Raw genomic sequence first — 24230 nt, 5'->3', positions numbered from 1 at the left:
AGGAAAATATAAATAATGCAGTCAAGTTGATGCAATAGCTCTTATTATGCTACTTAATCTTACCAAGCTGTTTTTGACGTGTAATTATGATCAAACCACTTACAACTATCAATACTGCGCCTGTATAGGTATTAGTATTGGGTATCTCCCCAAAGTAAAAATAGCCGTATAGAATACCCCAAAGAATTACTGAATATCTAAAAGTTGAAGTAACAGAAACTAAAGCAACTTTAATTGTTGCAACAGAAAATATGTATCCTAATGATAAAAAGAATGATGCTACAAAAAGAATTAAATATTCTTTCAAGTTAAAATTAAAGAATTTATAAAGACTTAAAAATCCAAAAAAAATTGTAACTACTAAACAAGTAATAAATGCAATTTGTAGACTATGAAAATTTCCTTTGATATTTTTTGTATACATGTCTCTAAAAGACAAGAGAATTGCAGACAATAATGGGAAGATAAAAAAATAACCAAACTCAAGTTCTTTTGGATTTACAACAATTATTATTCCAATAAACCCTATTATTACTGCAGTCCATCTTTTCCATCTCACTTTTTCATTAAGGAATAATGCTCCAAAGGCTGTCATAAAAATTGGTGCTAAGCTTAATAAGACGTAGACCATACCAAATGGTAAAGTTGCAACTCCAATAAAAAAACAAATAGCAGCTAAAGCTTCAAACGCACCTCTAATTGATAACTGTCTAGAGGAAAAAATTATTTTAAAGTTCAATAAGTTTTTGAAATATAAAAATATTCCAATAAAAAATAGTGCAAAAATTCCTCGAATAAAAATTACTTGATTCAAAACAAAAATTTCATCAAAATTTTGATAAATAAATTTAACCATGGCATCGTTAGTTGCAAATGAAAATTGGCATAGGATCATATAAAAGATACCTAGCAATTCATTATTGATTAAAGGTTTTTTCATTTATCAATTACTAAATAAATATTAAAAACCAATATGTGGCTAAACCAGAAAAAATAGTAGCTAAAATATTTTTACTTAATATTCCAATTATAACAGCAACAATTGAAGCATATATTTTTGGATTGTTTTCAATATCAATCATTCCATTTGTATCTAAAAAAATTCCAGGAAAAATTATTGCAGGAAATACAGCTGATGGAACATAAGCTAAAATTTTTTTTACCATTGGGTTCATTTTGCTAGTGTCAAAATAAGTTAAGGATAAAAATTTTGTTAAAAAATTTAATATCCCTGAAATTATAATTCCATACCAAATCATTTTGAATTTCCTTTTAGATGGATGATTGCAAAAGCAACTAACAAAGATAAAAAACTAGATAAAATAATATAAGATTTCAATGGCACATCATACAAGGTAATAGAAAGTATCCCTGAAATTAAAATTACAATCAAATGATCCAACTTTCTAAAATAACCAACTAATAACGATATGAATGTCAAAGGTATTGTGTATGCTAAACCTAGTTCTTCAGGAACAATCGAGCCTAAAAAAATTCCTACAAAAGTAAAAATTTGCCAAACAAACCAAAGTATAAAACCAGAGCCTAGTAAGTAATAGTGTTTTAAATCATTATCTTTATTTTTTTCAAAAAATATATTTGAAACAGCATATGCTTGATCAGTAAGTAAGTAAGATAAAATTATTTTCCATCCAATTGATAACTTATTTAAATATTCACTTAAACTTGCTCCATAAAGTAAGTGTCTTGAATTCACTACAAATGTTGAAGTAATAGTTATAATAGAAGAAGCACCACCAGAAAATAATTGTAAAAAAACTATTTGAGATGCTCCACCGAAAATTATTAATGAAGTAGCAAATGTCTCTAGTACACTAAAACCTAATTCAATTCCTATTGCGCCTAAAATTATTCCAAATGGAACTACAGGTATTAATAAAGGCAAAACATCAATTATGCCTTTCACAAATAATTTAGATTTTTTCATTATTCTGATGTCTATTAATCAAAACAAACAATATGATCAATATGAATAGGTCTTTTAATTCCAAATTTCTCATCAACTTCATGTTGGTGAACATGGTGAGAATGTACAAACACTGGTATTAATAAATTACTTTGTGTTTTAAGTGTATAAATAAAGTTTGTCCCTCTGAATTTTCTATCAACTACCTCAAGTTTTAAATTACTTTTATCATCATGTTCTAAATCTTCTGGCTGAAGTAACAATTTAACATTAGCCCCTTTTGGATAATGCTTTACAAAATCACCCTCAATTAATCCAAGATCTTTATTTTCAAGAGATTTTTCATCTATAACTTTGGCTGGGATTAATATCCCTCTATTTAAAAAATTTACAACCTCTATAGAATTTGGAAAATGATATACGTTATAAGGATCGTCATATTGTTTTAACTGACCATCTAAAATTATCCCACATTTATTTCCAAGATAAAAAGCTTCATATGAGTCATGTGTAACTATAATAGTGGTGATCTTATATTCTTTTAGTAATTGTTTTAATTTTACTTGGATTTCCTCTTTAAAGCTTTGATCAATATTAGAAAGAGGTTCATCTAGAAGAAGCAAATCAGGCATTGATAATAATGATCTAGCTAATGCTGCTCTTTGAGCCTCCCCAGAACTAATTTGATGAGGAAACTTATTTTGAATATGTTCTAGATGCAAAAATTCTAGAATTTCAGTTAATTTAAGTCTCTCATTTTTTCTTTTATTTCTCTCAGCTCCAAATTTAATATTGTCGATAACATTATAATGAGGAAACAAAGAATTATCCTGAAATGATAATGATATATTTCTATTCTCTGGTTCTATGTGTAAATTTTCAGAAGAAATTACTTTGCCGTTTAAATTAATTGATCCAGATTTTATTTTCTCTAAACCAGCTATAGTTCTTAAAATTGTGGTTTTACCAATACCAGATGGACCAAGCAAACAAACCACATCACCTTCATTTTCTATTTTTAAAGATACATTATTAACTTTGTTTTTTTTGCTGGCAGCAAAAGTAACATTATTAATTTCAAAGAAATTATTCATTATTTATCTTTTAATATATATCTAGAGGTTAATAATATAAAAATACTTGATATTAAGATTAAAAATAATGCAGGTGCAGCTGCTGCTTCAAGTAGATCCTGAGATGCAAACACATAAGCGGTAGTTGCAAATGTATCAAAATTAAATGGTCTCATAATTAAAGTAATTGGTAATTCTTTAACTATTTCTATTGAAAGTAAAATTATAACTAAAAAAATAGAATTTTTTAAAAAAGGTAAATGAATATTAGTAAAAGTTTTAATCTTAGAATAACCAAGCAAATAAGCGCTTTCATCTATTGAATAATTAATCTTTAAATACCCAGATTTTAATCCATTATTAGCTAGTGAATAAAATCTCACAAAATAAACTAAAACTAATCCAAAAATAGAACCTATGAAAAATGATTTTATATTAAAATTTGAAAATAAATTGTTATCTAAAAATGATATAAATGAGATGTAAGCTACAGCTAAAATAATTCCTGGCATTGCATATCCTGATATTGAAAATGTTGTGAGATATTGAAGAAGCTTACTTTTAGTTATTCTATTTCCATAGTTAGAAATGAAACTTAAAAAAATTAATAATAAGCAGGACAAAAAAACTAGTAATAAAGTATTAGTCAATAATTCAATTAACTTTAGATCTACTAAGTGATTTGGAAATAAATAAGTCCAGTAGGCCATCTGAGATACTGGAAATAAAAAACTTATAAAAAAAACTAAAAAACATACTCCGAAAGAAAGTATAGCTTTATAGCCCTTAAGGGATATTTTTGTTTTAGACTGAATTCCGCTTTTTGAGGGAGAATGATATTGAGCTTTTTGTCTTGAAATATTTTCTAATGTAAAAAGAATAAATATAAAGATTAATAAATAAAATGATAATTGGTTTGCTAATGTCAAATCATCATAAGTTATCCAAGCATTATAAATTCCTGTAGTTAACGTTGAAACTCCAAAAAAAGATACTGAACCAAAATCAGATAGTGTTTCCATAGCAACAAGAGATAGCCCCGCTATTATTGACGGTCTTGCAGCTGGTAGGATAATTTTCATGAATGTTTTTTTCTTTGAAAAACCTAAGTTTTTACCAAGATCAATAAGATTTTGTGATTGATAATGAAATGATGCCCTTGTTAAAACATAAACATAACCAAAAATTGAAAATGAAATTGCAATAGTTGCACCCACCATTCCATCTAATTTTGGAATATATTTGTTATATTCACCATCACCAAATAAAGATTTCAATATAGAGTATGCAGTTCCATAATTTTCAAAAAAAGCAGTTAGTGAATATGAATAAATATAGGCTGGTACTGCAAATGATAATATCAATCCCCATTTAAAAAATTTAGAACCTGGAAAATCGTAAAAAGATACTAAATATGCACATCCAATTCCTATTATTGAAGTAATAACTATTACTCCAATTAATAAAACCAGGGAATTTACGATATAGTCTAATAAAAATGTTTCTTTTAAAATTAAACTGTACTCACTTGTTAATTCAAAAAAGCTACTAAAAATAATTACAATAGGAATAGCAACAACTATCGAGATTGATAATGAACTTAGATACCAAATGTTTAATCTATTCATCATATAAGTAAAATTTATTTCCAACCACTTCTAAGCATAAGCTCAAGTGCAATACTCTGAAATTTAGCATAATCTTCAACTGGTGTTGAAAGATCTTGTTTAAATGTTCCCATACTTTGAATTAGATTACTAGGTTCAACATTTTCATTAATGGGATATTCAAACGTGTTTTTGACTATATGTGATTGAGCCTCTTCTGTTAAAAGAAATTCTAAAAGTTTTATTGCATTTTTAGGATTTGGAGCATTTTTTAAAATACCACCTCCACTAATATTCATATGGGTTCCTCTATTTGATTGATTAGGAAAGATTGGCAAAACTTTTTTTGCTGCTTCCTGTTGTTCAAATCCTTTTTGGCCAGACAACATAAGTGCGTAATAGTAAGTATTAGCAATTGCTAGATCAGCTTCTCCAGCAGCAACAGCTAATATTTGAGCACGATCATTCCCTTTTGGATCTCTAGCAAAATTTCCTTTAAATTTTTTTATCCATGTTTCTGTATTTTCTTTACCATTATTACTTATGATTGATGCGATCCAGGATTGGTTATAGATATTATTTGATTGACGAATTGTTATTTTATTTTTCCATTTAGGATTAGATAAATCTTCATAATTTAAATTTTTGATATCTTCTTTGTTTATTCTATCTTTTGAATAAAAAATAATCCTTGCTCTTTTTGCTATCCCTGTCCAATTTTCACTTCTTAAACTTTCTGGAACTATTGATTTAATTTTTGGTGAAATAGAATTTTGGAACATGCCCTTTTTATCAAATAAACCTAATCTTCCAGCATCAGCAGTAATATAAATATCTGCTTTTGAGTCTGATCCTTCTTCTATAATTCTTTTTTGGAGTGCAGCGTCTTTTCCAGAAACAATATTTACTTTAATGCCACTGAGTGAAGTAAATTTTTCATATAACTGAATATCTGATGAGTAATGTCTTGAGCTAAATACATTGACCTCATTAGCTTTTAAAAAAGTTGATAGAAAATTTAATATTAAAAAACTTACTAAAATAAATTTCATTTACTTATTTCAATTGTTGGTTGGTTTGATAATTCTCTAATTGAGAATGATTATCATTCGCATTTTAGCAAGTATTTGTCAAGAAAAATGGGATTATTTCCAATCACCTATCTTGCTAAAAAGGAAATTTCTAAAAGCCTGAACTCTAGCTGTATTTTTTAGTGACTGAGGATACACAAAATGTGCTTCGGTTATTGGTCCTTCTGATTTAGGTAAAACTTTAATCACATTATTTGAATTAGTAACAAGATATTCTGGTAATGCTGCTAATCCAACACCAGACTCTACTGCTAACAATAATCCCATCACGCTATTTACTTTCATAATTGATTTTCTTTTTTTTCCATCATGCATTCCAAGTTTTAATGCCCAATCAGGGTTATAAACTGGTGAAGGTGCACCTTTTCCAAATGAAATAAATTTATGTTTGTTGAGGTCAGTAATTGTTTTTGGCATTCCATATTTTTCTAAATATCTATTAGATCCATATATATAATATTTAATATCAACTAGTTTTTTCTGAATATAATTTAATTGTTTTGGTCTTCTCATGAAAATACCAATATCTGCTTGTCTTGTGCTAAGATCTAATTCTTTATCATCAAATACCAGTTCAATTTCTATTTCAGGATTAAGTCTCATAAACTCTTCAATTCTTGGAGTTAACCAGTGCGTACCAAAACTTCTGACTGTTGTTATTGTTAATTTTCCTGTTGGTTTGTTTTTTTGGTCACCTAATGATGTTTCGACCTCTTTAAGTTTACTGATAACTTCATGAGCAGTTTTAAAAACATATTCTCCATTTTCGGTTAAAGTTAAACCTCTAGCATGACGTTCAAACAACTGAACTTTAAGGTCTTGTTCTAAAGATTGAATTTGTCTACTAATAGCTGATTGACTTAAATTTAAATTTATTGTTGCATTAGTAAAACTTCCTGCTTCAGCTACAGCATGAAAAATTTTTAATTTGTCCCAATCCATTATTTATTAACATCTACAATATATCTGCCAGACGTTTCTCCTTTTAACATCTTTGAGTAAATTCCAATTAATTCTTCTAAACCAATAGTTTTGATTGATTGTTCTAAAAGTTCAAAATTAATAACTTTTGCAACTTCATTCCAAACAAATTCTCTTCTTTTAATAGAAGCAGTTACAGAATTTACTCCCCAAAGTTTAACTCCACGAATTATAAAAGGCATTACAGTTGTATTAAGTTTAATATCTGCCGCATTTCCACATGCAGCAACAATACCGTTATCTCTTGTTTGAGCTAGAGCATTAGCTAAAATTTTTCCACCTACAGTATCCACTACCCCATCCCATAAACCTTTATCTAATGGTCGAGGATCTTTGTCTAAATCATCTTTATTTATAATAGTTTTTGCGCCAATCGATTTTAAATATTCTTCATTACTTTTTTTTCCTGTAACCGCTGTAACATCATAACCAAACTTTGCTAGGATCATAACTGCAATGCTACCAACTCCACCTGAAGCACCAGTTACAAGTACATCTTTAACTTTTTCTCCTAGTAAAAGTTCTTCTCTTGCTTTTATTGCAAAAGCACATAACAGAGCTGTTAACCCAGCTGTACCCATAATCATTGCCTGTTTGGCTGTTAAATCTTTTGGTTTTTTGACTAAAAATTCTGAATTTACTTTTGCAAATTGAGAATAACCACCATAATAAATTTCACCTACTCTCCATCCTGTGAGAATAACTTCATCATCTTTTTTAAATTTATCACTTCCACTCTCTACAACAGTTCCTGAAAAATCTATTCCTGGAATATGTGGATATTCTTTTACTAATCTTGCTCCATTATTTAAAATAAGTGCATCTTTATAATTTAAACATGAATAATTAACCTTAACTAAAACATCCCCATGTTTTAAATAAGATTGATCAATAGATTTAATTTCTCGTTTTAAACCCTCACCTTCTTGATCGATGATTAATGCTTTAAATTGAGTAGACACTTTATTTACTGATAAATCTTAAATATCTATTTTGAATGGAAAGATCTTCTTTAAACTGACCTAAAAAGTAATTTGTAACTGTGGTAGCGTGTTCTTTTTTAATTCCTCTCATCGTCATACATTGATGCGCTGCATCAATAGTAACTGCCACACCTTTTGCATCTAAAGCTGTCATTAATGATTGTGCAATTTGCATTGTCAATCTTTCTTGTGTTTGTAATCGTTTTGAAAAAACTTCAACTACTCTTGCTAATTTACTTAAACCTACAACTCTTTGTTTAGGGATATACGCAACATGTGCAGTACCAACAATTGGTGCCATATGATGTTCACAATGACTTGTTACTGAAATATTTTTTTCAACAACCATATCATCATATCCTTCAACATCACCAAATGTTTTTTCTAAAATTTTATTTGCATCTTCAGCGTATCCAGCAAAATATTCTTTAAATGCTTTAGTCACTCTTTTAGGGGTTTCTAATAACCCTTCTCTTGCAGGATCTTCACCCATCCAAGTTAAGATTGTTCTAAAAGCCTCCTCAGCTTCTTGATCTGAAACTTTTTTAATTTGCTGATTGTCTGTTTCTTTAACTAATTTCATTGAGCGTTTTTATACCTATAAAATCTTATTTTTAAAATATTTAATATATCTCTATATATGCTACATAATCACATAATATGTTCAAAAAAAGAGAAAATGTCGTTGAAATAGAAGAAGGAAATCTACTTTCTCCAAAATTTGATAATGATGGACTTATTCCTGTAATTACAATGTGTTCTAAAACGAAAGATATTTTAATGCATGGTTATATGAATGTTGAAGCTTTTAAAAAAACAATTGAAACAAAAGAAGCTCATTATTTTAGTAGATCAAGAAAAGCTATTTGGCACAAAGGAAAAACAAGTGGATTTACTCAAAAGGTTACGGAAATAAGAATTGATGATGATCAAGATTCAATTTGGCTGACAGTTGATATTGGTGATGGAGCTAGTTGTCATGTTGGATACAGATCATGCTTTTATAGATCGGTTCCATTGGGTCCAATTGATAATGGAAGAAAAATTGAAATGAAGTTTTTAGAAACAGAAAAGAAATTTGATCCTGAGGAAGTTTACAAGGGACAACCCAATCCAACAAAAATTTAAATGAGTGACAAACAAAAAAATGTTCTAGGTCAAGACCTAGAGCAATGCTCACTTGATCCATTAACAGGTTGGTATCGAGATGGATGTTGTAATACAGATGAAAATGATCATGGTGTTCATACTGTTTGTGCAAAAGTTACAGATGAATTCTTAGAATGGTGTAAAGAAGCAGGTAATGATTTAATTACACCTCATCCTGAATTTGGTTTTCCTGGATTGAAAGATGGAGATGGCTGGTGTGTGTGTGCAAGTTGGTATGCAAAAGCTGTAGAGGCAGGTAAAGGATGCCCTATTTATTTAAAAAGTACTCATCAAAATACTTTAAAAATTTTACCTATTGAAGTTTTAAAAAAATTTGCAATTGATCTTTCTTGAATTCATCTAAATGAGTGATGAAATTTTATCTGTAATATATTTAATTTTAATTCTTATTTTGGTTCTACCAGGATTTATTTATGCGAATAAAAATAAAAAAATATTTTTTAACAATCTTTTTATATGGTCAGTTATAATAGGCGTGATTATTATTTTAATAAAATTTTTATCTAATTAATCACATATTACCATATTTTGGACCACCTCCGCCTTCAGGTGTAACCCAAGTTATATTTTGTGATGGTTCTTTAATATCACAAGTTTTGCAATGAATACAATTTTGAGAGTTTATAACAAACTTATTATTACCATTTTCATTTTGCACTTCGTAAACTCCTGCAGGACAATATCTTTGCGCAGGTTCATCAAACTTTTCTAATGTATATCTAATTGGTAGTTCAGGATCTTTCAATTTAAGATGAACTGGTTGATTGTCAGCATGATTGGTACCAGTTAGATAAACAGAGCTCGTTTTATCAAATGTAATTACATTATCTGGTTTTGGATACTCTATCTTTGGCATCTCGTTAGCTAACTTTAAAGTTTCATGATCTGCATGCTTATGTTTTAATGTGAATGGCAATTTACCTTTAAACAATATTTGATCTATTCCTGTAAAAATTATTCCAAGAATTAAACCCCAACTAAAACTCGGCTTAACATTTCTTGCTCTAAACAACTCATCATAAAGCCAGCTATTCTTAAATTTTTCCTCAAAAATAGAGAGGCTTTTATTTTCTTTAAAATGTTCGATTATAGTTTCTGCAGCTATTATTCCACTTTTCATAGCAGTATGAGAGCCTTTAATTTTAGGCATATTTAAAGTACCTGCATCACATCCCACAAGTAATGCTCCTGGCATAAACATTTTAGGTAAACTTTGAAAACCCCCTTCAATTAAAGCACGAGCTCCATAAGATATTCTTTTGCCACCTTCTATGATTTTTTTTATTGCTGGATGTGTTTTAAATCTTTGAAACTCATCGAATGGTGATAAATGAGGATTTTTATAATCCAAACCAATAACATAACCCAAAAATACTTGTTTATTTTCGGCATGATACATGAAACTTCCGCCATAAGTATTATTATCTAATGGCCATCCTGCTGTGTGCATTACAAGACCTTCTTCGTGATTTTTATCATCGACTTCCCAAATCTCTTTAAAACCGATTCCATATTGTTGAGGATCTTTACCTTTATTCAATTCAAATTTTTGAATTAACTGTTTTCCAAGATGACCTCTACAACCTTCTGCAAAAACTGTTACCTTTCCAATTAAATCAATGCCAGGTTCATAACTATCTTTTTTATTTCCTTCTTTATCAATGCCCATATCTTGAGTTGCTATACCTCTAACTGATCCATCTTCATTATATAAAATTTCACTAGCTGGAAACCCTGGGAAAATTTCAACTCCTAAAGCCTCAGCTTGTTCTGCTAGCCATCTACATAAATTTGCAAGACTAATAATATAATTTTTGTGATTCTGTTGTACTGATGGTAACAACCATGTAGGCCAACTTAATGATTTTGTTTTGCCTAAAAATAAAAATTTTTCTTTACTAACTTTTGTTTTGATTGGTGCATTTAAATCTTTCCAATTTGGTAATAATTCATCTAATGCACGTGTCTCAAAAACATTGCCACTTATAATGTGTGCACCAATTTCTGATGCTTTCTCCAATAAACAAATATTTAAATTAGAGTCTAATTGTTTCAACTTTATAGCAGTTGCTAAACCGGAAGGTCCACCTCCAACAATTACAACGTCATATTCCATCGACTCTCTAGTCATATGATGTTTTTATCTTTCGGTATTATTTTTGTATAGTGTTTAATTTATTCAATTCAGCTAGGAATTGAGGAAGGGCTTCAAATAAATCTGCTTCTAATCCATAATCAGCAACACTAAAAATGGGAGCTTCACCATCTTTATTTATTGCTACAATTACTTTACTTTCTTTCATGCCCGCTAAATGTTGAATAGCTCCTGAAATACCAACAGCAATGTACAAATCTGGAACTACTACCTTGCCTGTTTGTCCAACCTGATGATCGTTACTAATATACCCTGCATCAACTGCAGCTCTAGATGCACCTATTGCTGCACCTAATTTATCTGCTACTTCAGTAATTAATTTAAAGTTATCACCACTTTGCATACCTCTTCCACCTGAAACTACTATTCTTGCTGTGCCAAGTTCTGGTCTATCAGATTTTATTTCTTCTCTTTTAATAAATTTAGTTTGAGCAAATTGATCTAAACCATCAGCTTTTTCAATTGGTGCAGAGCCGCCAGAACTTTCACATGGATCAAATGAAGTAGGTCTTATTGTTACACATTTTTTTGAATCTTTACTTTTAACTGTGGCAAAAGCATTACCTGCATAAATAGGTCTCACAAATGTATCTGTTGAAATCACTTTTATTATATCGCTAATTTGAGATGTATCTAACAAAGCAGCAATTCGTGGCATTAAATTTTTACCAAAAGTATTAGCTGAACAAACAACATGAGAATAATTTTCAGCAATTTTAACCACAACCGGAGCAAAATTTTCTGCAGTAAAGTTTTCATAATGTGGCGCATCCACGTTAATAACTTTTTTTATAGCTGGTAAAGCGGATAGAGCTTTTGTAGCCTCATCGCTGTTATGACCAATTATTAAAGCATGCACATCTTCATCAATTTGAGATGCGGCAGTAACAGCATTTAAAGTAAAAGGTCTTAGCTCTTTATTATTATGTTCTGCTATTAATAGTACAGCCATTATATTACTTTCGCCTCGTTTTTAAGCTTTTGAACAAGTTCAGTTACATTAGCAACTTTTATTCCCGCTTTTCTTTTAGGAGGTTCCTCAACTTTGATCTGCTCAACTCTATTTGCAATATCTACTCCTAGTTCTGAAGCATTTAATTGATCAACAGGTTTTTTCTTTGCTTTCATTATATTTGGTAAAGATGCATATCGTGGCTCATTTAACCTTAAATCACAAGTTACAATTGCTGGAATATTAATCTCGATTGTTTCTAGACCTTCGTCAATCTCTCTAACGACTTCTAATTTTCCATCCTTAACTTCTATTTTTGAAGCAAAAGTGGCCTGTGGCCAATTTAGTAAAGCACTTAACATTTGACCAGTTTGATTACAATCATCATCGATTGCTTGCTTGCCCATAAAAACTAAATCAGGTTTTTCTTTTTCAACAACTTTTTGTAATAGTTTTGAAACAGCCAATGGTTCTAAAATTCCATCTGCTTTCACATGAATTCCTCTATCAGCACCTACTGCTAAAGCTTTTCTAACTGTCTCCTGAGCTTTATCCTCACCAATCGTAACTGCAACTACCTCTGTAGCTTTACCAGCCTCTTTAATTTTTACTGCTTCTTCAACCGCGTTATCATCAGGTGGATTAGTTGACATTTTAACATTATCAGTAACAACTCCAGAACCATCTTCTTTAACTCTAATCTGGACATTGTAATCAATTACTCTTTTTACAGCGACTAATATTTTCATTAAGCTCTCAATAATTTATTTTCTGCATCGTAAGGACTTTCATCCATTACTGTTGCATCGTATATTTTTCCTAAAATATCAACTTTTAATTTTTCTCCAACATTTGCCATTTCTGGTTTAACCATTGCAAGTGCAATAGATTTATCTAATCTAAAACCATACTCACCACCTGTTGCTCTTCCAATCACTTTATCATCTTTGTAAATAGGATTATTTCCAAGCACATCAGCATCCTCTGTATTATGAACTTCTAAAGTTACTAATTTATTATCAAAACCTTTTTCTCTCCATTTATTTAATGCCTCCAAGCCAATAAAATTTCCTTTGTTTGGGTGGATAAATCTATCTAAACCAGATTCGTAAGGTGAGTACTCTATAGACATTTCGGTTCCAACTAATTTATAAGATTTTTCTAATCTTAAACTGTTCATTGCACGAATACCAAAGGGTTTAATGCCTAGATCTTTTCCAGCTTCCATTAGTTTATCAAAAATATGATTTTGATACTCAATTGGATGATGCAGTTCCCAACCTAATTCTCCAACAAAGTTTACTCTCATTGCGTTAACTGGAGCATACCCAATATCTACATTCTTAGCAGTGAGCCATTTGAAATTTTCACTGGAAAAATCATCTGTTGAAACTTTTTCCATTAGTTGTCTTGCTTTAGGTCCTGCAACAACAAGAACGCCTGTGCTATTTGTAAGGTCTTGAAAAGTAACAGACCCATCTGTTGGCATCCATTTTTGAATCCAGTCATGATCTAAACGTAAATTTGAACCAGCAGAAACAAGATAGTAACTATTTTCTGCTTCTTTCATTATTGTGAATTCTGAGTGAACGCCACCTTTAGTATTTAATGCGTGACATAAATTTATTCTCCCAATTTTTTTAGGAAGCTTGTTTGCAACTAAGAAGTCTAAAAACTCTTCAGCTTTTGGACCCTTAATTCTGCATTTTGCAAATGCGGTCATGTCTAAAAGACCCACATTTTGTTTTACATTTTGACATTCTTTTTTTATTGCCTCGAACCATTTTGATCTTCTAAATGACCAATCATCTTTTTGTTCCATTCCATCTGTTGCAAAAAAGTTTGGTCTTTCCCATCCAAATTTTTGTCCAAAAACAGCACCTAAATCTTTCATTCTTTCATAACAAGGTGAAGTTCTTAATGGTCTTGCAGCTGGTCTTTCTTCATCTGGATAGTGAGTAATAAATACATGACTGTAAGCTTCTTCATTTTTAGCTTTTAGATATGATTTAGAGCAATAGTCTCCATACCTTCTAGGCTCAACACCTAGCATATCAATTGTAGGTTCTCCATCTACAATCCATTCAGCTAATTGCCAACCTGCTCCGCCTGCTGCAGTAATTCCAAAACTGTGTCCTTCATTAATCCAAAAGTTTTTTAATCCCCATGCAGGACCAACAATTGGATTACCATCTGGTGTATAACAAATTGCACCGTTGTAAACTTTTTTAACACCAACTTCTCCAAATGCAGGTACACGATGAATTGCTCCTTCAATGTGCGGAGCAAGTCTATCTAAATCTTCTTGAAATAATTCATACTCTGAATCTTTTGATGGTCCATTCACATAACACGCTGGAGCTCCATCTTCATATGGGCCTAATATTAATCCACCAGCTTCCTCTCGCATATACCATCTGCTATCACTATCTCTTAAAACTCCCATTTCAGGTAAACCATCTTTTTTTCTTTTTTGTATTTCAGGATGAGGTTCTGTTACAATGTATTGATGTTCTACTGGAATAACAGGAATATCTAAACCAACCATTTTACCTGTTTGTCTTGCAAAATTTCCTGAACAAGAAATAATATGTTCACATTCTATAGAACCTTTGTCAGTTTCAACAACCCAACCATCTTTATTTTGCTTCATCGCAAGTACGGTTGTATTCCTGTAAATTTCTGCACCCATATTTCTTGCACCGGTTGCTAGTGCTTGAGTTAAATCTGCTGGTTGAATATAGCCATCCTCAGGATGTTGAATTGCTCCAACTAAATCATCTGTATGACATAGTGGCCAAATTTCTTTAACTTGTTGAGGTGTTAAAAATTTTACATCAACTCCAATTGTTTTTGCAACACCGGCATACTGATGATATTCATCCATTCTATCTTTGGTGCTTGCTAATCGAATATTAGATACAACACTAAAGCCAACATTTTTTCCAGTTTCTTCCTCTAATTTTTTATAAAGATTAACTGCATATTTATGAAGTTGTCCTACAGAATAACTCATATTAAATAATGGAAGTAATCCTGCAGCATGCCAAGTTGAACCAGAAGTTAATTCTTTTCTCTCAACTAAAACAACATCTGACCAGCCTTTTTTCGCTAAGTGATAAAGAGCACTAACTCCAACTACTCCTCCACCAACAACAACTACTTTAGCTTTTGATTTCATGAAACGATTCCTACTAAATTTTTATCTACTCTGAAAGAAAATTGTATCTGTTGATAACTAACTAAACTGAAGAGCCAAGTGACACTGGAGAAGACACTCCTGTAGTCAACCAACAATCCTTCAAAGGACCAGATTTTTCATACTTTTCAACTTGCCAATCAAACTTATGGTAAGTCTTGTTTTGATCAAGCACTGTTACTTCAAACTGAGCCCAATTGTCGCCAGATTGAACAAGGGTTATGGAATGCTCAATATGATTTAATAACATTTTATAACCTTCACCTTTAATCATGGAAGTAAATCTATCTAAAGGACCTGTAATTTTTTTATTATTTGGATGGGCGAAATTCCAAGTTTGTTCGATACCAGAGTTCGCATAAATCTCGTCGTTATTTTTAAGAGCTAAAAGTTGAATCTGAACCACATCAAAAGGCTTAAAATTAACATTCGGTAAGAGTAATTCTGCTTTTGAGTTTGTGATAGTTAAAAAAAATAAAAAAATAATCTTAAAGATTACGAGCTGTTTCCCTAACATCTTCAAGAAATTCTTTTCGTTTTTCATTACTTACGAATGGTACTGCAAAATATCTTCTGTAGATAATATTATAAATACCGCACATATGAAAAACTCCTCTTTTTAATCTTCTAATTGGTAGATTTAGGAAAAAAGTAGTTATTGCAAGTCTAGGTGATCCATAGGTACAGAAAATAATTGCTTTTTTATTTTTTAAATTTCCAATTGGATAACCATAATTACCCCAAAGTTTTTTAAATCTATAAGCCCAAGGTGGAGCTAAAACTTTATCTATCCACCCCTCAACAATTGCTGGCATTCTAAAATTCCAAATTGGTGCAACCAAAACTATTGTATCTGATTGTTCAATTCTTTTTCTGTGATCTAAAACTACTTTATCTGGTTCTTCACCTGCAAAAACTGGATCAAATTTTTCTTTATAAAGATCTACAACATCAACTTTATAACCTTTTAATTCAGCTTCTTTAATAAATTCATTTTTAATGGCTGCATTAAAAGAATTATCATTATAATGACCGTATATTAAAAATATTTTTTTCATTTCATTTTATAATTTCAAAATTTAAAAACTCAAATTTTGTTATTCAGAAGTTTTATATTTGCTGTTGTTGATTATGAACACAAATAAGATCGGTAAAATTAAAGTCAAGAGGGTCACAAAAATTAAAAGTATGCCGAGCTCAGAATAGTCTGCATTAGTTTGGATTTCACCTGTTACCTTATCTTTTACCTCTCTAGTTACTATAAAAATTTGATTAATATACTTTGTGCCAAGTGCGCTCGCGGATAAAGCAAGGTTTGTGAAAGAAGCAAATACAGCAAAAAAAGTTGCTTTTAAATGAGCAGGAGCATTTTTAGCAATCCAAGCAAGTAATGGTATCATTGATATTTGACCCAAAGGCGACTCGAGAGCTGTATTTATAATAGCAATAAATTTAGCATCAACAACTCCACCCGTTACAGATGAAGTCCAATTATGAAATCCATAATACATTCCAATACTTGGAAGAAATAGAATTGCACCTGCAACACTTAAAACAATAATAATTTTAGCTATAGTATTTTTAGCCATAAATGGTCTTAAAAGAACTATCCCAAATAAGGTTAAAACAGATGCAAGTAATGACAAAATAGAAAAAAATTGTTCATTAAAATTTAAAACATCTATTTCAAACCAAGTTAACCCTGGGCCAGGTCCTGGCATAGCTCTAAAAACAAAAATAATTACAGCTGTTCCAACAATAGTTAATCTTAAATTCTCAGGTAACTCCTTTATTAAATTAAACATTAAAAATAAAATGATAATTACAGATCCAATAAAAACAATTTCTTGAGCTAGAGGAATTTTAAAAGACCCAACAGATAATGAAAAAATTACAAATATTAAACTTCCACCTAAAATCCACCAATTAACTTTTGGTTTTTCATCTCCCCTTTCATCTTTGAATTTTAAGCCTTGTATTTTTAAATTTCTTATTTTTTTATTTCTTAAATAATTTGCAAGAATTACACCAAAGATAGATATTAAAGGAACTATAAGAGCATAAATATAAATTGACCCATATAATTGAATTTTATCTACTGCATTTAAACTATCAACATTTCTAAACAAAATTACATTAGCCACTGCAACTAGAACTGTTCCGCCTATTATTGCAAATCGACCAAGGGTTTGCATTGTGGTATGCATTACTTTTATCTGATCTTTAGAAAATTGCTTTCCTTGATCATCAATCAAAGGAACAGCTTCTACAGTCATTGCATCAGCAACTACGTCTTGAATTACATAACCTACAGGAGCCAAAATAACACTAATCACAAACCAGGTCTCAACTCTAAATATTTGAGACATCTCTTTAGTGTGAATGATCAGTCCGTACATTATTAATAAGCTTAGCGCTATTAACGATGCGCCTAGATAAACCATGTAATTTTTTTTCTTCCAAATAAGATCTACTATATGTCCAAGAGGCATTTTCAGAGCCCAAGGAATACCAGCCCAAAATCCTAAACCTGCAAGAAAAGCTGCTGATAAATTCAAATAATCTTTTACAAAAAAAGTTCCTACAATTCCTGTTAAACCTGAAATTCCTGCAGCGACATAGACCATTAGCGGAGGGAGGTATGTCCATTTAAACTGACGGCCTAGATCTAGGAAAGTATTATCAAAAAATTGATAAATTTTTTTCATTATGGATTTTACAACAAATTATAGAAAATATAAATTTTTCTGATTTAAATAGATTTTAAAGTTTTTACTAAATAAAAACCTACAAACATCGAAATTACAAATGTAATTGAATAAATATTTAAAAGTGCAATTGAAGAAATTGCAGGTCCTGGACATAATCCTCCTAAACCCCACCCAGCACCAAATAAAGCTGAACCAATTACTAGCTTGCTATCTATTACTTTATTATTTGAAAAATTAAAGTTTTCAGCAAATATTGGTTTTTCTCTTTTTTTGATCAGATGAAACATTGGTGAAGAGACAAGTAGCGCACCAATCATTACAAACATAAGTGATGGGTCCCAATTACCAAATAAGTCTAAAAATCCTAAAACTTTAGCTGGGTTAATCATCTCTGATATTGTTAAACCTATACCAAAAACAATTCCTGAAACTAATGAAGCTATTCTATTCATATTAAATTATTTATTAAAACAGTTAAAATTCCAACAATCATAAATGAAACGGTTGCTATAATTGATCTTAGTGAAAATCTTCCAATTCCACTAATCCCATGACCACTTGTGCATCCACCACTAATTCTAGTACCTATACCAACTAAAATACCTGCTAAAATCATCACAACATAGGAATTGGAAATAGTTATATTGACTGATTGATTTGAAAAAAAAGAGTAAATAATTGGACCAAGTATCAACCCAATTAAAAATAAAATATTATCAAATTTATTTTCTTTTGAAGAAAGTGCATTACTTGCTATTCCACTTATTCCAACAAGCCTGCCATTAAGTAAGAAAAATATTACAACTGCTAAACCAATAATTAATCCACCTGTAAAGGCTGTAATTGGTGTAAAATTTACAATATTCATTTTTTAATCACTTAATACCGGAAAAGCTTGTCTCATTTTTAAAAAATACTTTTGGTATTCCATTTTTGTACATTTGTTATCTACATATTCAATATTATTTTTTTCTACGAGTTCTTTTGCTTTTTCGTCTCTAATTCCAAGTTGTAACCAAAGAACTTTAGCACCAATTTTAACTGTATCTTCTGCAATTGCATATACCTCTTTTGAAGGTCTAAAAACATCTACTATTTCAACTTTTTCTTTTATGTCAGTTATTTTTTCAAAAACCTCTTCACCAAGAATTTTTTCTCCTTTGGCTCTTGGGTTAACAGGGATGACTTTAAAACCATATTCCTGCATACGTTTCATAACAATTGTTGATGGTTTTGTATGATCTTTACTCACACCAATCATTGCAATAGTTTTATTTTTATCCAAGATTTCTTTAATATCTGGCATCAATTATTTATTTTTCCACTTAGGAGTTCTTTTTTCTAAAAAGGCTGATATACCTTCTTTAGCATCCATAGCCATCATGTTTTTAGTCATCATTTGACTTGTGTATACATATGCTTTTCTAAGTGGCATTTCCAATTGCCTGTAAAAAGCTTCTTTGCCAATTTTAATTGTAAGATTTGATTTAGAGGCAATTTTTTTTGCGATTTTTAAAACTTCGTTATTTATTTTTGATTTTGGATAACAATCATTAATTAATCCAATCTCTTTTGCAAAATTAGCTTTTATTGGTTCACCAGTTAAAAGCATTTGCATCATTGGTTTTCTATTTATTTTACGACTAACAGCAACCATTGGTGTGCTGCAGAATAAACCTATGTTAACCCCTGGGGTTGCAAATAAAGCATCTTTTGTACTGTATGCCAAATCACAACTTGCAACTAACTGGCATCCAGCTGCAAAAGCGGCTCCATGTACTTTTGCTATTACTGGTTTTTTTCCTTCAACTATTTGAAGCATAACCTTAGAGCATAAATTGAATAGTTTTTGATATTTAACTCTATTCTTTAAGCTTCTTACTTCTTTTAAGTTATGACCGGCGCTAAAACCTTTTCCTGATCCCTCAAGAATAATTACTTTTACTTTTTTATCTTTGTCTAATTTTTGAAGTGTTTTGAGAAGATCTGATAGATTTTTAAATGAGAGAGAATTATAAGTTTTAGGCTCATCTATTGTAACTATAACAACCCCATCAGATAATTTTTTATTTTTGATATGCATGAAAGTTACAGAAAACTTATTTAAGTTTTCCCTCTTCTCTCATTTTCGCTCTAATTTTTGTAGCAGAAATTTTTTGAGTTTCCTCGTCTAAAACTATCTCTTCAATTTTATAGCCAACTCCTCTTCCATAACAAATATTAGTGATATTTGGAACAAGCATGATTTTAAATTGTCCTTCAAATTCAGGATTTAATCTATCTTCAATATTTTTTTTAACAGTTTCAAAATCAAAAGGATTATCATCAACACCTTGCACATCTCTTATTTGAATACAAACTTGACCTGTTTTTTTAATTATTTCTTTAAACAAAGCGTAATGTCCATCATGAAATGGTTGCCATCTTCCTAGCATTTGAGCTGTTGGTTTTCTATTGTCCCATTCGTAAGCCATTATTGTATCTCCTTTAAAATTTTAGTTGCCCAATTTTTAGCATCCTGTGTTGTTACATGATAATCAAACTTTTCCGGTTTGATAAACATTTTATTTGTGTCGTCAAATCTACCCTCTTTAATGGTATCTACCCAAATTACATAATCTGCAGGAAATAAAGATCGCGCCTCCGGTGTTGGGCATATAAAATCGGCCACAACATTACTTCCTTCTTCTTTTAATTTTAAAGCAAAATCTGCCATTCTTTTAGATTGTCTTTTTCTACCTTCCTCTGAAAAATCCCAATCATTTGCTTCCTTTCTAACTTCATCTGCATTTAATCTTTTAGCATTTAACATTGGTGCTAATTCATTAGCCAAAGTTGTTTTACCAGAACCTGGTAAACCCATTATTAAAATAATTTTCATTTAGATAAATTACTTGCTACCCATTTATGAAACTGATGTGTTGGTGCATCCATTACGGGCGAAAAATTTCCACCATTGTAAACAGGTGAACCTCTGCCTTCTTGCATTCCTTCAATTGCACTTATATCTTCAAGCATTACATCTTTCCAAAATTTAGAATTTTGTTTTCTAAGTTCTTTAAGTTCATCACCATTAGCACTTTCATTACCAATATAATACATATTCATATGTTCTCGAGTTTTATTGGTAGCAAGAGGTTCTAACCAAAAAATATAAAAATGATCTATATGTAATCCGATCATTACATTTGGAAACAAAGCTACATATTCTGAGTGTTGTAATTGTTCTTTGTTCCAATTTTTAAAAGTATCAAATCTTTTTTCTCCCTTGGTTAAGGTTTGATATTTTTTACTTCCCTGGCCAGCAAATCTATTAGGCAAACCTTGTATATGATAATGATCGTTAATATTTGATACTTTGTTTAATTCAGGATGAATTGTTGGTAAATGATAGCTTTCACAATAATTTTCTATAGCAAATTTCCAATTAGAGTTAACCTCTAAATTAAAATAACCAAAATCATTCGAGTAATTAATTAATTTTTGATCTTCTTTATTAATAAATTTTGACCATCTTTGTTCTAATGGTTGAATATACTCTTCAAAATCAATTTCGTTTGAATTGATATTAACAAAAATCATATCCATCCAAACTCTAGATCTAACTTCTTTTAGATTACTTTTGGCTTTCTCAAATTTTTCAGATTCGTGAATATTAAGGCCTCCAACATGAGGTGTTGCTATTAATCTTCCACTAAAATCATAAGCCCATGAGTGATATGGGCATCTAATTACATTTTTAAGACCACATGGCTTATCCACAAGTTTAAATCCTCTATGACTACAAACGTTATGAAATACTCTAATTTGATACTCTCTGTCTCTAACTATCAATAAAGGAATCCCGAGTAAATTGTATGGTCTTGCGTCTCCAGGGTTTGGGATGGAGCTTCCTACTCCAATAACTGTCCATTTATCACAAAAAATTTTCTCTCTTTCGTATTTAAGATAATTTTCATCAGTGTAACATTGATTGGGTAGACCATTTGCGGCCTCAATTGGCCTATCTACATTTGAGAGTTTCTCAAAGTTAATAGTGCTAGAATTATTTGTACTTTTATTTATTTGATCCACAAAAAAAATTACCACCAGAATAATTTTTGGCAACAAATTTTCTCCTCGAGATCTAAACGAATTTCTTTGACAGTATTTTCAAAAAGAATAATGATCTGAAAAATGAATTTTTCTATAGAGATAGGCCCTAACTCTAATATTGAAACCTTACCAGCCTTGAGTGATGTTTATATTACTATGCTTCCTGGTGGTGATTATAATGAGACTGCAAATAAAGCGTTAGAACTTGTGAAAAAAGGATTTAACCCAGTTCCACACTTTCCAGCAAGATCAATGAGTAATGAGCAAGAATTAAAAGATTATGTCAATAAATGTAAAGATGGTGGCGTTAAACAAGCTTTAATAATTGGTGGTGGTAGAGATCCAGTTGGAAAATTTGATAGTTCATTTCAACTTTTAGAAACAGGTTATTTTGAAAAAATGAAAATAGGAATAGCAGGACATCCCGAAGGTAGTCCAGATATATCCGATACAGATTTAGAAAAAGCTATGATAGATAAAAAGCCTTATGCTGATTATATTGTAACCCAGTGGTTACTTGATCCTCAGCCTATTATAGATTTTATTTCTAAACAAAGCGTACCAGTGCATGTTGGAATTACTGGGCCTTTAAAAATATCTAGCTTAATAAAATTTGCTAATATTGTAGGGGCAAAAAATTCCTTAAACTTTCTTAAATCTAATTTTAGTAAGGCGTTAGATTTATTGAAACCTAAAGACCCTAATGATTTAATTGGGAAAGTTAAATCGCATACTGATAACTTCCACATTTATACATTCGGCGGCTTGAAGGAAACAAACAAGTGGTTGAAGGAGAACAAATATGTCTAAAGAGTTCGATTACGACAAAGTAAGACATGTTACGTCAGTCGATCAGTCTGACAGAAAGGTGCCGTATAATTTAAGACAGAGCGGTCCTACTAAAGTAGAAATGCTAATATCAACAAGGGTAAGAAAATCTCCATATTGGCATTTATCAATGAAAGCAGGTTGTTGGAGAGCAACTGTTTATAATCGTATTTATCATCCAAGAGGATATGTAAAACCTGAAGATGGTGGTGCAATGGTTGAGTACGATGCAATTGTAAATCACGTTACAATGTGGAACGTGGCTGTTGAAAGACAAATTAGAGTTAAGGGTCCTGATGCAGAAAAATTTACAGACTACGTTATCACAAGAGATGCAACTAAAATTTCACCAATGAGAGCACGTTACGTAATTTTATGTAACGCCTATGGTGGTGTTTTAAATGATCCAATTCTTCTTAGAATTTCTGAAGATGAGTTTTGGTTTAGTCTTTCTGATAGTGATATTGGAATGTATTTACAAGGTGTAAATGCAGATGGAAGATTTGATGTAGAGATTGATGAAATTGATGTCAGTCCAGTTCAAATTCAAGGTCCAAAATCAAAAGCACTCATGAAAGATCTTTGTGGTGATCAAGTTGATTTTGATAACATGCCATTCTACGGTTTAGCATCCGCTAAAATAGGTGGAAGAGATGTGGTAATTTCTCAATCAGGTTTTTCAGGAGAAGCTGGTTATGAAATATATCTAAGAGACTCAACTTTATATGCTGAAGATATGTGGAATGCTGTTTTAGAAGCTGGAAAGAAACATAGCCTGATGGTTATAGCACCTGCTCACCACAGAAGAATTCAAGCAGGAATTCTTTCTTGGGGTCAAGATATGGATCACCAACATAATCCTTTTCAATGTAACCTAGGTTATCAGGTTTCATTATCTGGAAAAGGTGAGTGGAATAAAAAAGGTGATTACGTAGGAAAAGCAGCACTTGAGAAAATGGGCAAAGAACTAAAAGAAGGAAAAAAACCATACAAACTTCAATTAGTTGGTCTTGAATTGGGTGGCAAACCTATTGAAGAATATGCTCCTGACTTTTGGTTAATTTCTCCAGAGAGTAGTGGTGATCCGGTAGGATTCATAACTTCTCCTTGGTATCATCCAGAGAAAAAACAAAATATCGCAATGGGATATGTGCCATTTGATGGAACACTGAATGCAAATGGTTTTCCAAAAGGTAAAGTTGGAACTAAATATAAAGTTCATTTACCTGAAATCTACTCTGAAACACCAGGTCAACCTGTTGATGCAGTGGTAGTGGATATTCCATTTAAAGAATCTTTCAACGCAAATACAAGAGAAGTTGTAAAAGGTTAACTTATTATAGGGGGAGTGTTATACTCCCCCTAAAAATGTCTAAAGGTTTTCTAATAGCAGTTTGCATTGTAATAGCTATTGCTTTAATACTCTTTCCATTAATTGTTTCTTATAAAGAACAAAAA

Annotated in this window: 27 protein-coding genes; 4 read left to right on the top strand and 23 right to left on the bottom strand. The window is 30.9% G+C overall.

Annotated elements, in window-relative coordinates; all coding sequences use genetic code 11:
- Positions 1-49: 49 nt before the first annotated feature.
- From ACTTAU_RS03435 to folE, 9 genes are all read right to left on the bottom strand, one after another.
- A complete protein-coding gene (locus ACTTAU_RS03435) occupies positions 50-940 on the bottom strand; it encodes a DMT family transporter (RefSeq protein WP_438305526.1) in 891 nt (296 codons plus the stop codon).
- Positions 941-950: 10 nt separating this feature from the next.
- Entirely contained in the window at positions 951-1259 is a 309-nt protein-coding gene (locus ACTTAU_RS03430; protein WP_085114074.1) for an AzlD domain-containing protein, read from the bottom strand.
- The gene (locus ACTTAU_RS03425; protein WP_438305528.1) at positions 1256-1948 is read right to left on the bottom strand and encodes an AzlC family ABC transporter permease; all 693 of its coding nucleotides are present in this window, start codon (positions 1946-1948) and stop codon (positions 1256-1258) included. The genes ACTTAU_RS03430 and ACTTAU_RS03425 overlap by 4 nt, the downstream gene beginning before the upstream one ends.
- Before the next feature lie 14 nt (positions 1949-1962).
- Positions 1963-3024: an ABC transporter ATP-binding protein gene (locus ACTTAU_RS03420; protein ID WP_438306254.1), complete on the bottom strand. Its 1062-nt coding sequence runs from the start codon at positions 3022-3024 to the stop codon at positions 1963-1965.
- On the bottom strand, positions 3021-4628 hold the full coding sequence (locus ACTTAU_RS03415; protein ID WP_438305530.1) for an ABC transporter permease: 1608 nt from the start codon (positions 4626-4628) through the stop codon (positions 3021-3023). The genes ACTTAU_RS03420 and ACTTAU_RS03415 overlap by 4 nt, the downstream gene beginning before the upstream one ends.
- A 14-nt stretch (positions 4629-4642) precedes the next feature.
- Positions 4643-5659: an extracellular solute-binding protein gene (locus ACTTAU_RS03410; protein ID WP_438305532.1), complete on the bottom strand. Its 1017-nt coding sequence runs from the start codon at positions 5657-5659 to the stop codon at positions 4643-4645.
- 93 nt (positions 5660-5752) lie between these two features.
- Entirely contained in the window at positions 5753-6640 is an 888-nt protein-coding gene (locus tag ACTTAU_RS03405) for a LysR family transcriptional regulator (protein ID WP_085114070.1), read from the bottom strand.
- A complete protein-coding gene (locus ACTTAU_RS03400; RefSeq protein WP_438305536.1) occupies positions 6640-7641 on the bottom strand; it encodes an oxidoreductase in 1002 nt (333 codons plus the stop codon). Before ACTTAU_RS03400 ends, ACTTAU_RS03405 begins: the two co-directional genes overlap by 1 nt.
- A gap of 1 nt (position 7642) precedes the next feature.
- Positions 7643-8245, bottom strand: a complete 603-nt coding sequence (folE, locus tag ACTTAU_RS03395; protein WP_438305539.1) for a GTP cyclohydrolase I FolE — start codon at positions 8243-8245, stop codon at positions 7643-7645.
- A 77-nt stretch (positions 8246-8322) separates the two neighbouring features.
- Between folE and hisI the strand changes: the two genes are divergently transcribed.
- Positions 8323-8790: a phosphoribosyl-AMP cyclohydrolase gene (gene hisI / locus ACTTAU_RS03390; protein ID WP_438305540.1), complete on the top strand. Its 468-nt coding sequence runs from the start codon at positions 8323-8325 to the stop codon at positions 8788-8790.
- Entirely contained in the window at positions 8791-9165 is a 375-nt protein-coding gene (locus ACTTAU_RS03385; protein WP_438305542.1) for a DUF2237 family protein, read from the top strand.
- A gap of 178 nt (positions 9166-9343) precedes the next feature.
- Here ACTTAU_RS03385 and ACTTAU_RS03380 read toward each other — a convergent pair whose 3' ends face one another.
- From ACTTAU_RS03380 to ACTTAU_RS03315, 14 genes are all read right to left on the bottom strand, one after another.
- Positions 9344-10963 carry an electron transfer flavoprotein-ubiquinone oxidoreductase gene (locus ACTTAU_RS03380; protein ID WP_438305544.1) on the bottom strand — a complete coding sequence of 540 codons (1620 nt, stop codon included), beginning with the start codon at positions 10961-10963 and terminating at the stop codon, positions 9344-9346.
- A gap of 22 nt (positions 10964-10985) precedes the next feature.
- Positions 10986-11939 carry an electron transfer flavoprotein subunit alpha/FixB family protein gene (locus ACTTAU_RS03375; protein ID WP_438305545.1) on the bottom strand — a complete coding sequence of 318 codons (954 nt, stop codon included), beginning with the start codon at positions 11937-11939 and terminating at the stop codon, positions 10986-10988.
- Positions 11939-12688, bottom strand: coding sequence for an electron transfer flavoprotein subunit beta/FixA family protein (locus tag ACTTAU_RS03370; protein WP_438305547.1), 750 nt, complete (start codon positions 12686-12688; stop codon positions 11939-11941). Before ACTTAU_RS03370 ends, ACTTAU_RS03375 begins: the two co-directional genes overlap by 1 nt.
- Complete coding sequence (locus ACTTAU_RS03365; RefSeq protein WP_438305549.1) at positions 12688-15120, bottom strand: GcvT family protein; 2433 nt, start codon at positions 15118-15120, stop codon at positions 12688-12690. Before ACTTAU_RS03365 ends, ACTTAU_RS03370 begins: the two co-directional genes overlap by 1 nt.
- Positions 15121-15181: 61 nt before the next feature.
- Entirely contained in the window at positions 15182-15655 is a 474-nt protein-coding gene (locus ACTTAU_RS03360) for a hypothetical protein (protein ID WP_438305551.1), read from the bottom strand.
- Positions 15627-16196, bottom strand: coding sequence for an NAD(P)H-dependent oxidoreductase (locus tag ACTTAU_RS03355; protein WP_438305553.1), 570 nt, complete (start codon positions 16194-16196; stop codon positions 15627-15629). Before ACTTAU_RS03355 ends, ACTTAU_RS03360 begins: the two co-directional genes overlap by 29 nt.
- 39 nt (positions 16197-16235) lie before the next feature.
- Positions 16236-17846, bottom strand: coding sequence for a hypothetical protein (locus ACTTAU_RS03350; protein WP_438305555.1), 1611 nt, complete (start codon positions 17844-17846; stop codon positions 16236-16238).
- Positions 17847-17890: 44 nt separating this feature from the next.
- A complete protein-coding gene (locus ACTTAU_RS03345) occupies positions 17891-18301 on the bottom strand; it encodes a DUF6691 family protein (RefSeq protein ID WP_438305556.1) in 411 nt (136 codons plus the stop codon).
- Positions 18298-18717 carry a YeeE/YedE family protein gene (locus ACTTAU_RS03340; protein ID WP_438305558.1) on the bottom strand — a complete coding sequence of 140 codons (420 nt, stop codon included), beginning with the start codon at positions 18715-18717 and terminating at the stop codon, positions 18298-18300. Before ACTTAU_RS03340 ends, ACTTAU_RS03345 begins: the two co-directional genes overlap by 4 nt.
- Positions 18718-18720: 3 nt before the next feature.
- Positions 18721-19155, bottom strand: a complete 435-nt coding sequence (locus ACTTAU_RS03335; protein ID WP_438305560.1) for a CoA-binding protein — start codon at positions 19153-19155, stop codon at positions 18721-18723.
- Positions 19156-19158: 3 nt separating this feature from the next.
- Positions 19159-19932, bottom strand: a complete 774-nt coding sequence (locus ACTTAU_RS03330) for an enoyl-CoA hydratase (protein ID WP_438305563.1) — start codon at positions 19930-19932, stop codon at positions 19159-19161.
- 16 nt (positions 19933-19948) lie between these two features.
- Positions 19949-20323 carry a cytidyltransferase gene (locus ACTTAU_RS03325; protein ID WP_438305564.1) on the bottom strand — a complete coding sequence of 125 codons (375 nt, stop codon included), beginning with the start codon at positions 20321-20323 and terminating at the stop codon, positions 19949-19951.
- Positions 20323-20730, bottom strand: a complete 408-nt coding sequence (locus ACTTAU_RS03320) for an AAA family ATPase (protein ID WP_438305566.1) — start codon at positions 20728-20730, stop codon at positions 20323-20325. Before ACTTAU_RS03320 ends, ACTTAU_RS03325 begins: the two co-directional genes overlap by 1 nt.
- Complete coding sequence (locus ACTTAU_RS03315) at positions 20727-21914, bottom strand: aromatic ring-hydroxylating oxygenase subunit alpha (RefSeq protein ID WP_438306256.1); 1188 nt, start codon at positions 21912-21914, stop codon at positions 20727-20729. The genes ACTTAU_RS03320 and ACTTAU_RS03315 overlap by 4 nt, the downstream gene beginning before the upstream one ends.
- A 111-nt stretch (positions 21915-22025) precedes the next feature.
- On the opposite strand from ACTTAU_RS03315, the gene ACTTAU_RS03310 reads away from it, so the two are divergent.
- Together ACTTAU_RS03310 and ACTTAU_RS03305 are read left to right on the top strand one after the other, a co-directional pair.
- On the top strand, positions 22026-22754 hold the full coding sequence (locus ACTTAU_RS03310; RefSeq protein WP_438305567.1) for a methylenetetrahydrofolate reductase: 729 nt from the start codon (positions 22026-22028) through the stop codon (positions 22752-22754).
- A complete protein-coding gene (locus ACTTAU_RS03305) occupies positions 22747-24105 on the top strand; it encodes a glycine cleavage T C-terminal barrel domain-containing protein (protein ID WP_438305569.1) in 1359 nt (452 codons plus the stop codon). The genes ACTTAU_RS03310 and ACTTAU_RS03305 overlap by 8 nt, the downstream gene beginning before the upstream one ends.
- Positions 24106-24230 lie beyond the last annotated feature (125 nt).

Origin of the sequence: Candidatus Pelagibacter sp. HIMB1505, from assembly GCF_052047915.1 — a bacterium.
Lineage (GTDB): Bacteria > Pseudomonadota > Alphaproteobacteria > Pelagibacterales > Pelagibacteraceae > Pelagibacter > Pelagibacter communis_A.
Note: the sequence above shows the minus strand (reverse complement) of the source record. Positions and strands in the feature narration are given on the sequence as shown.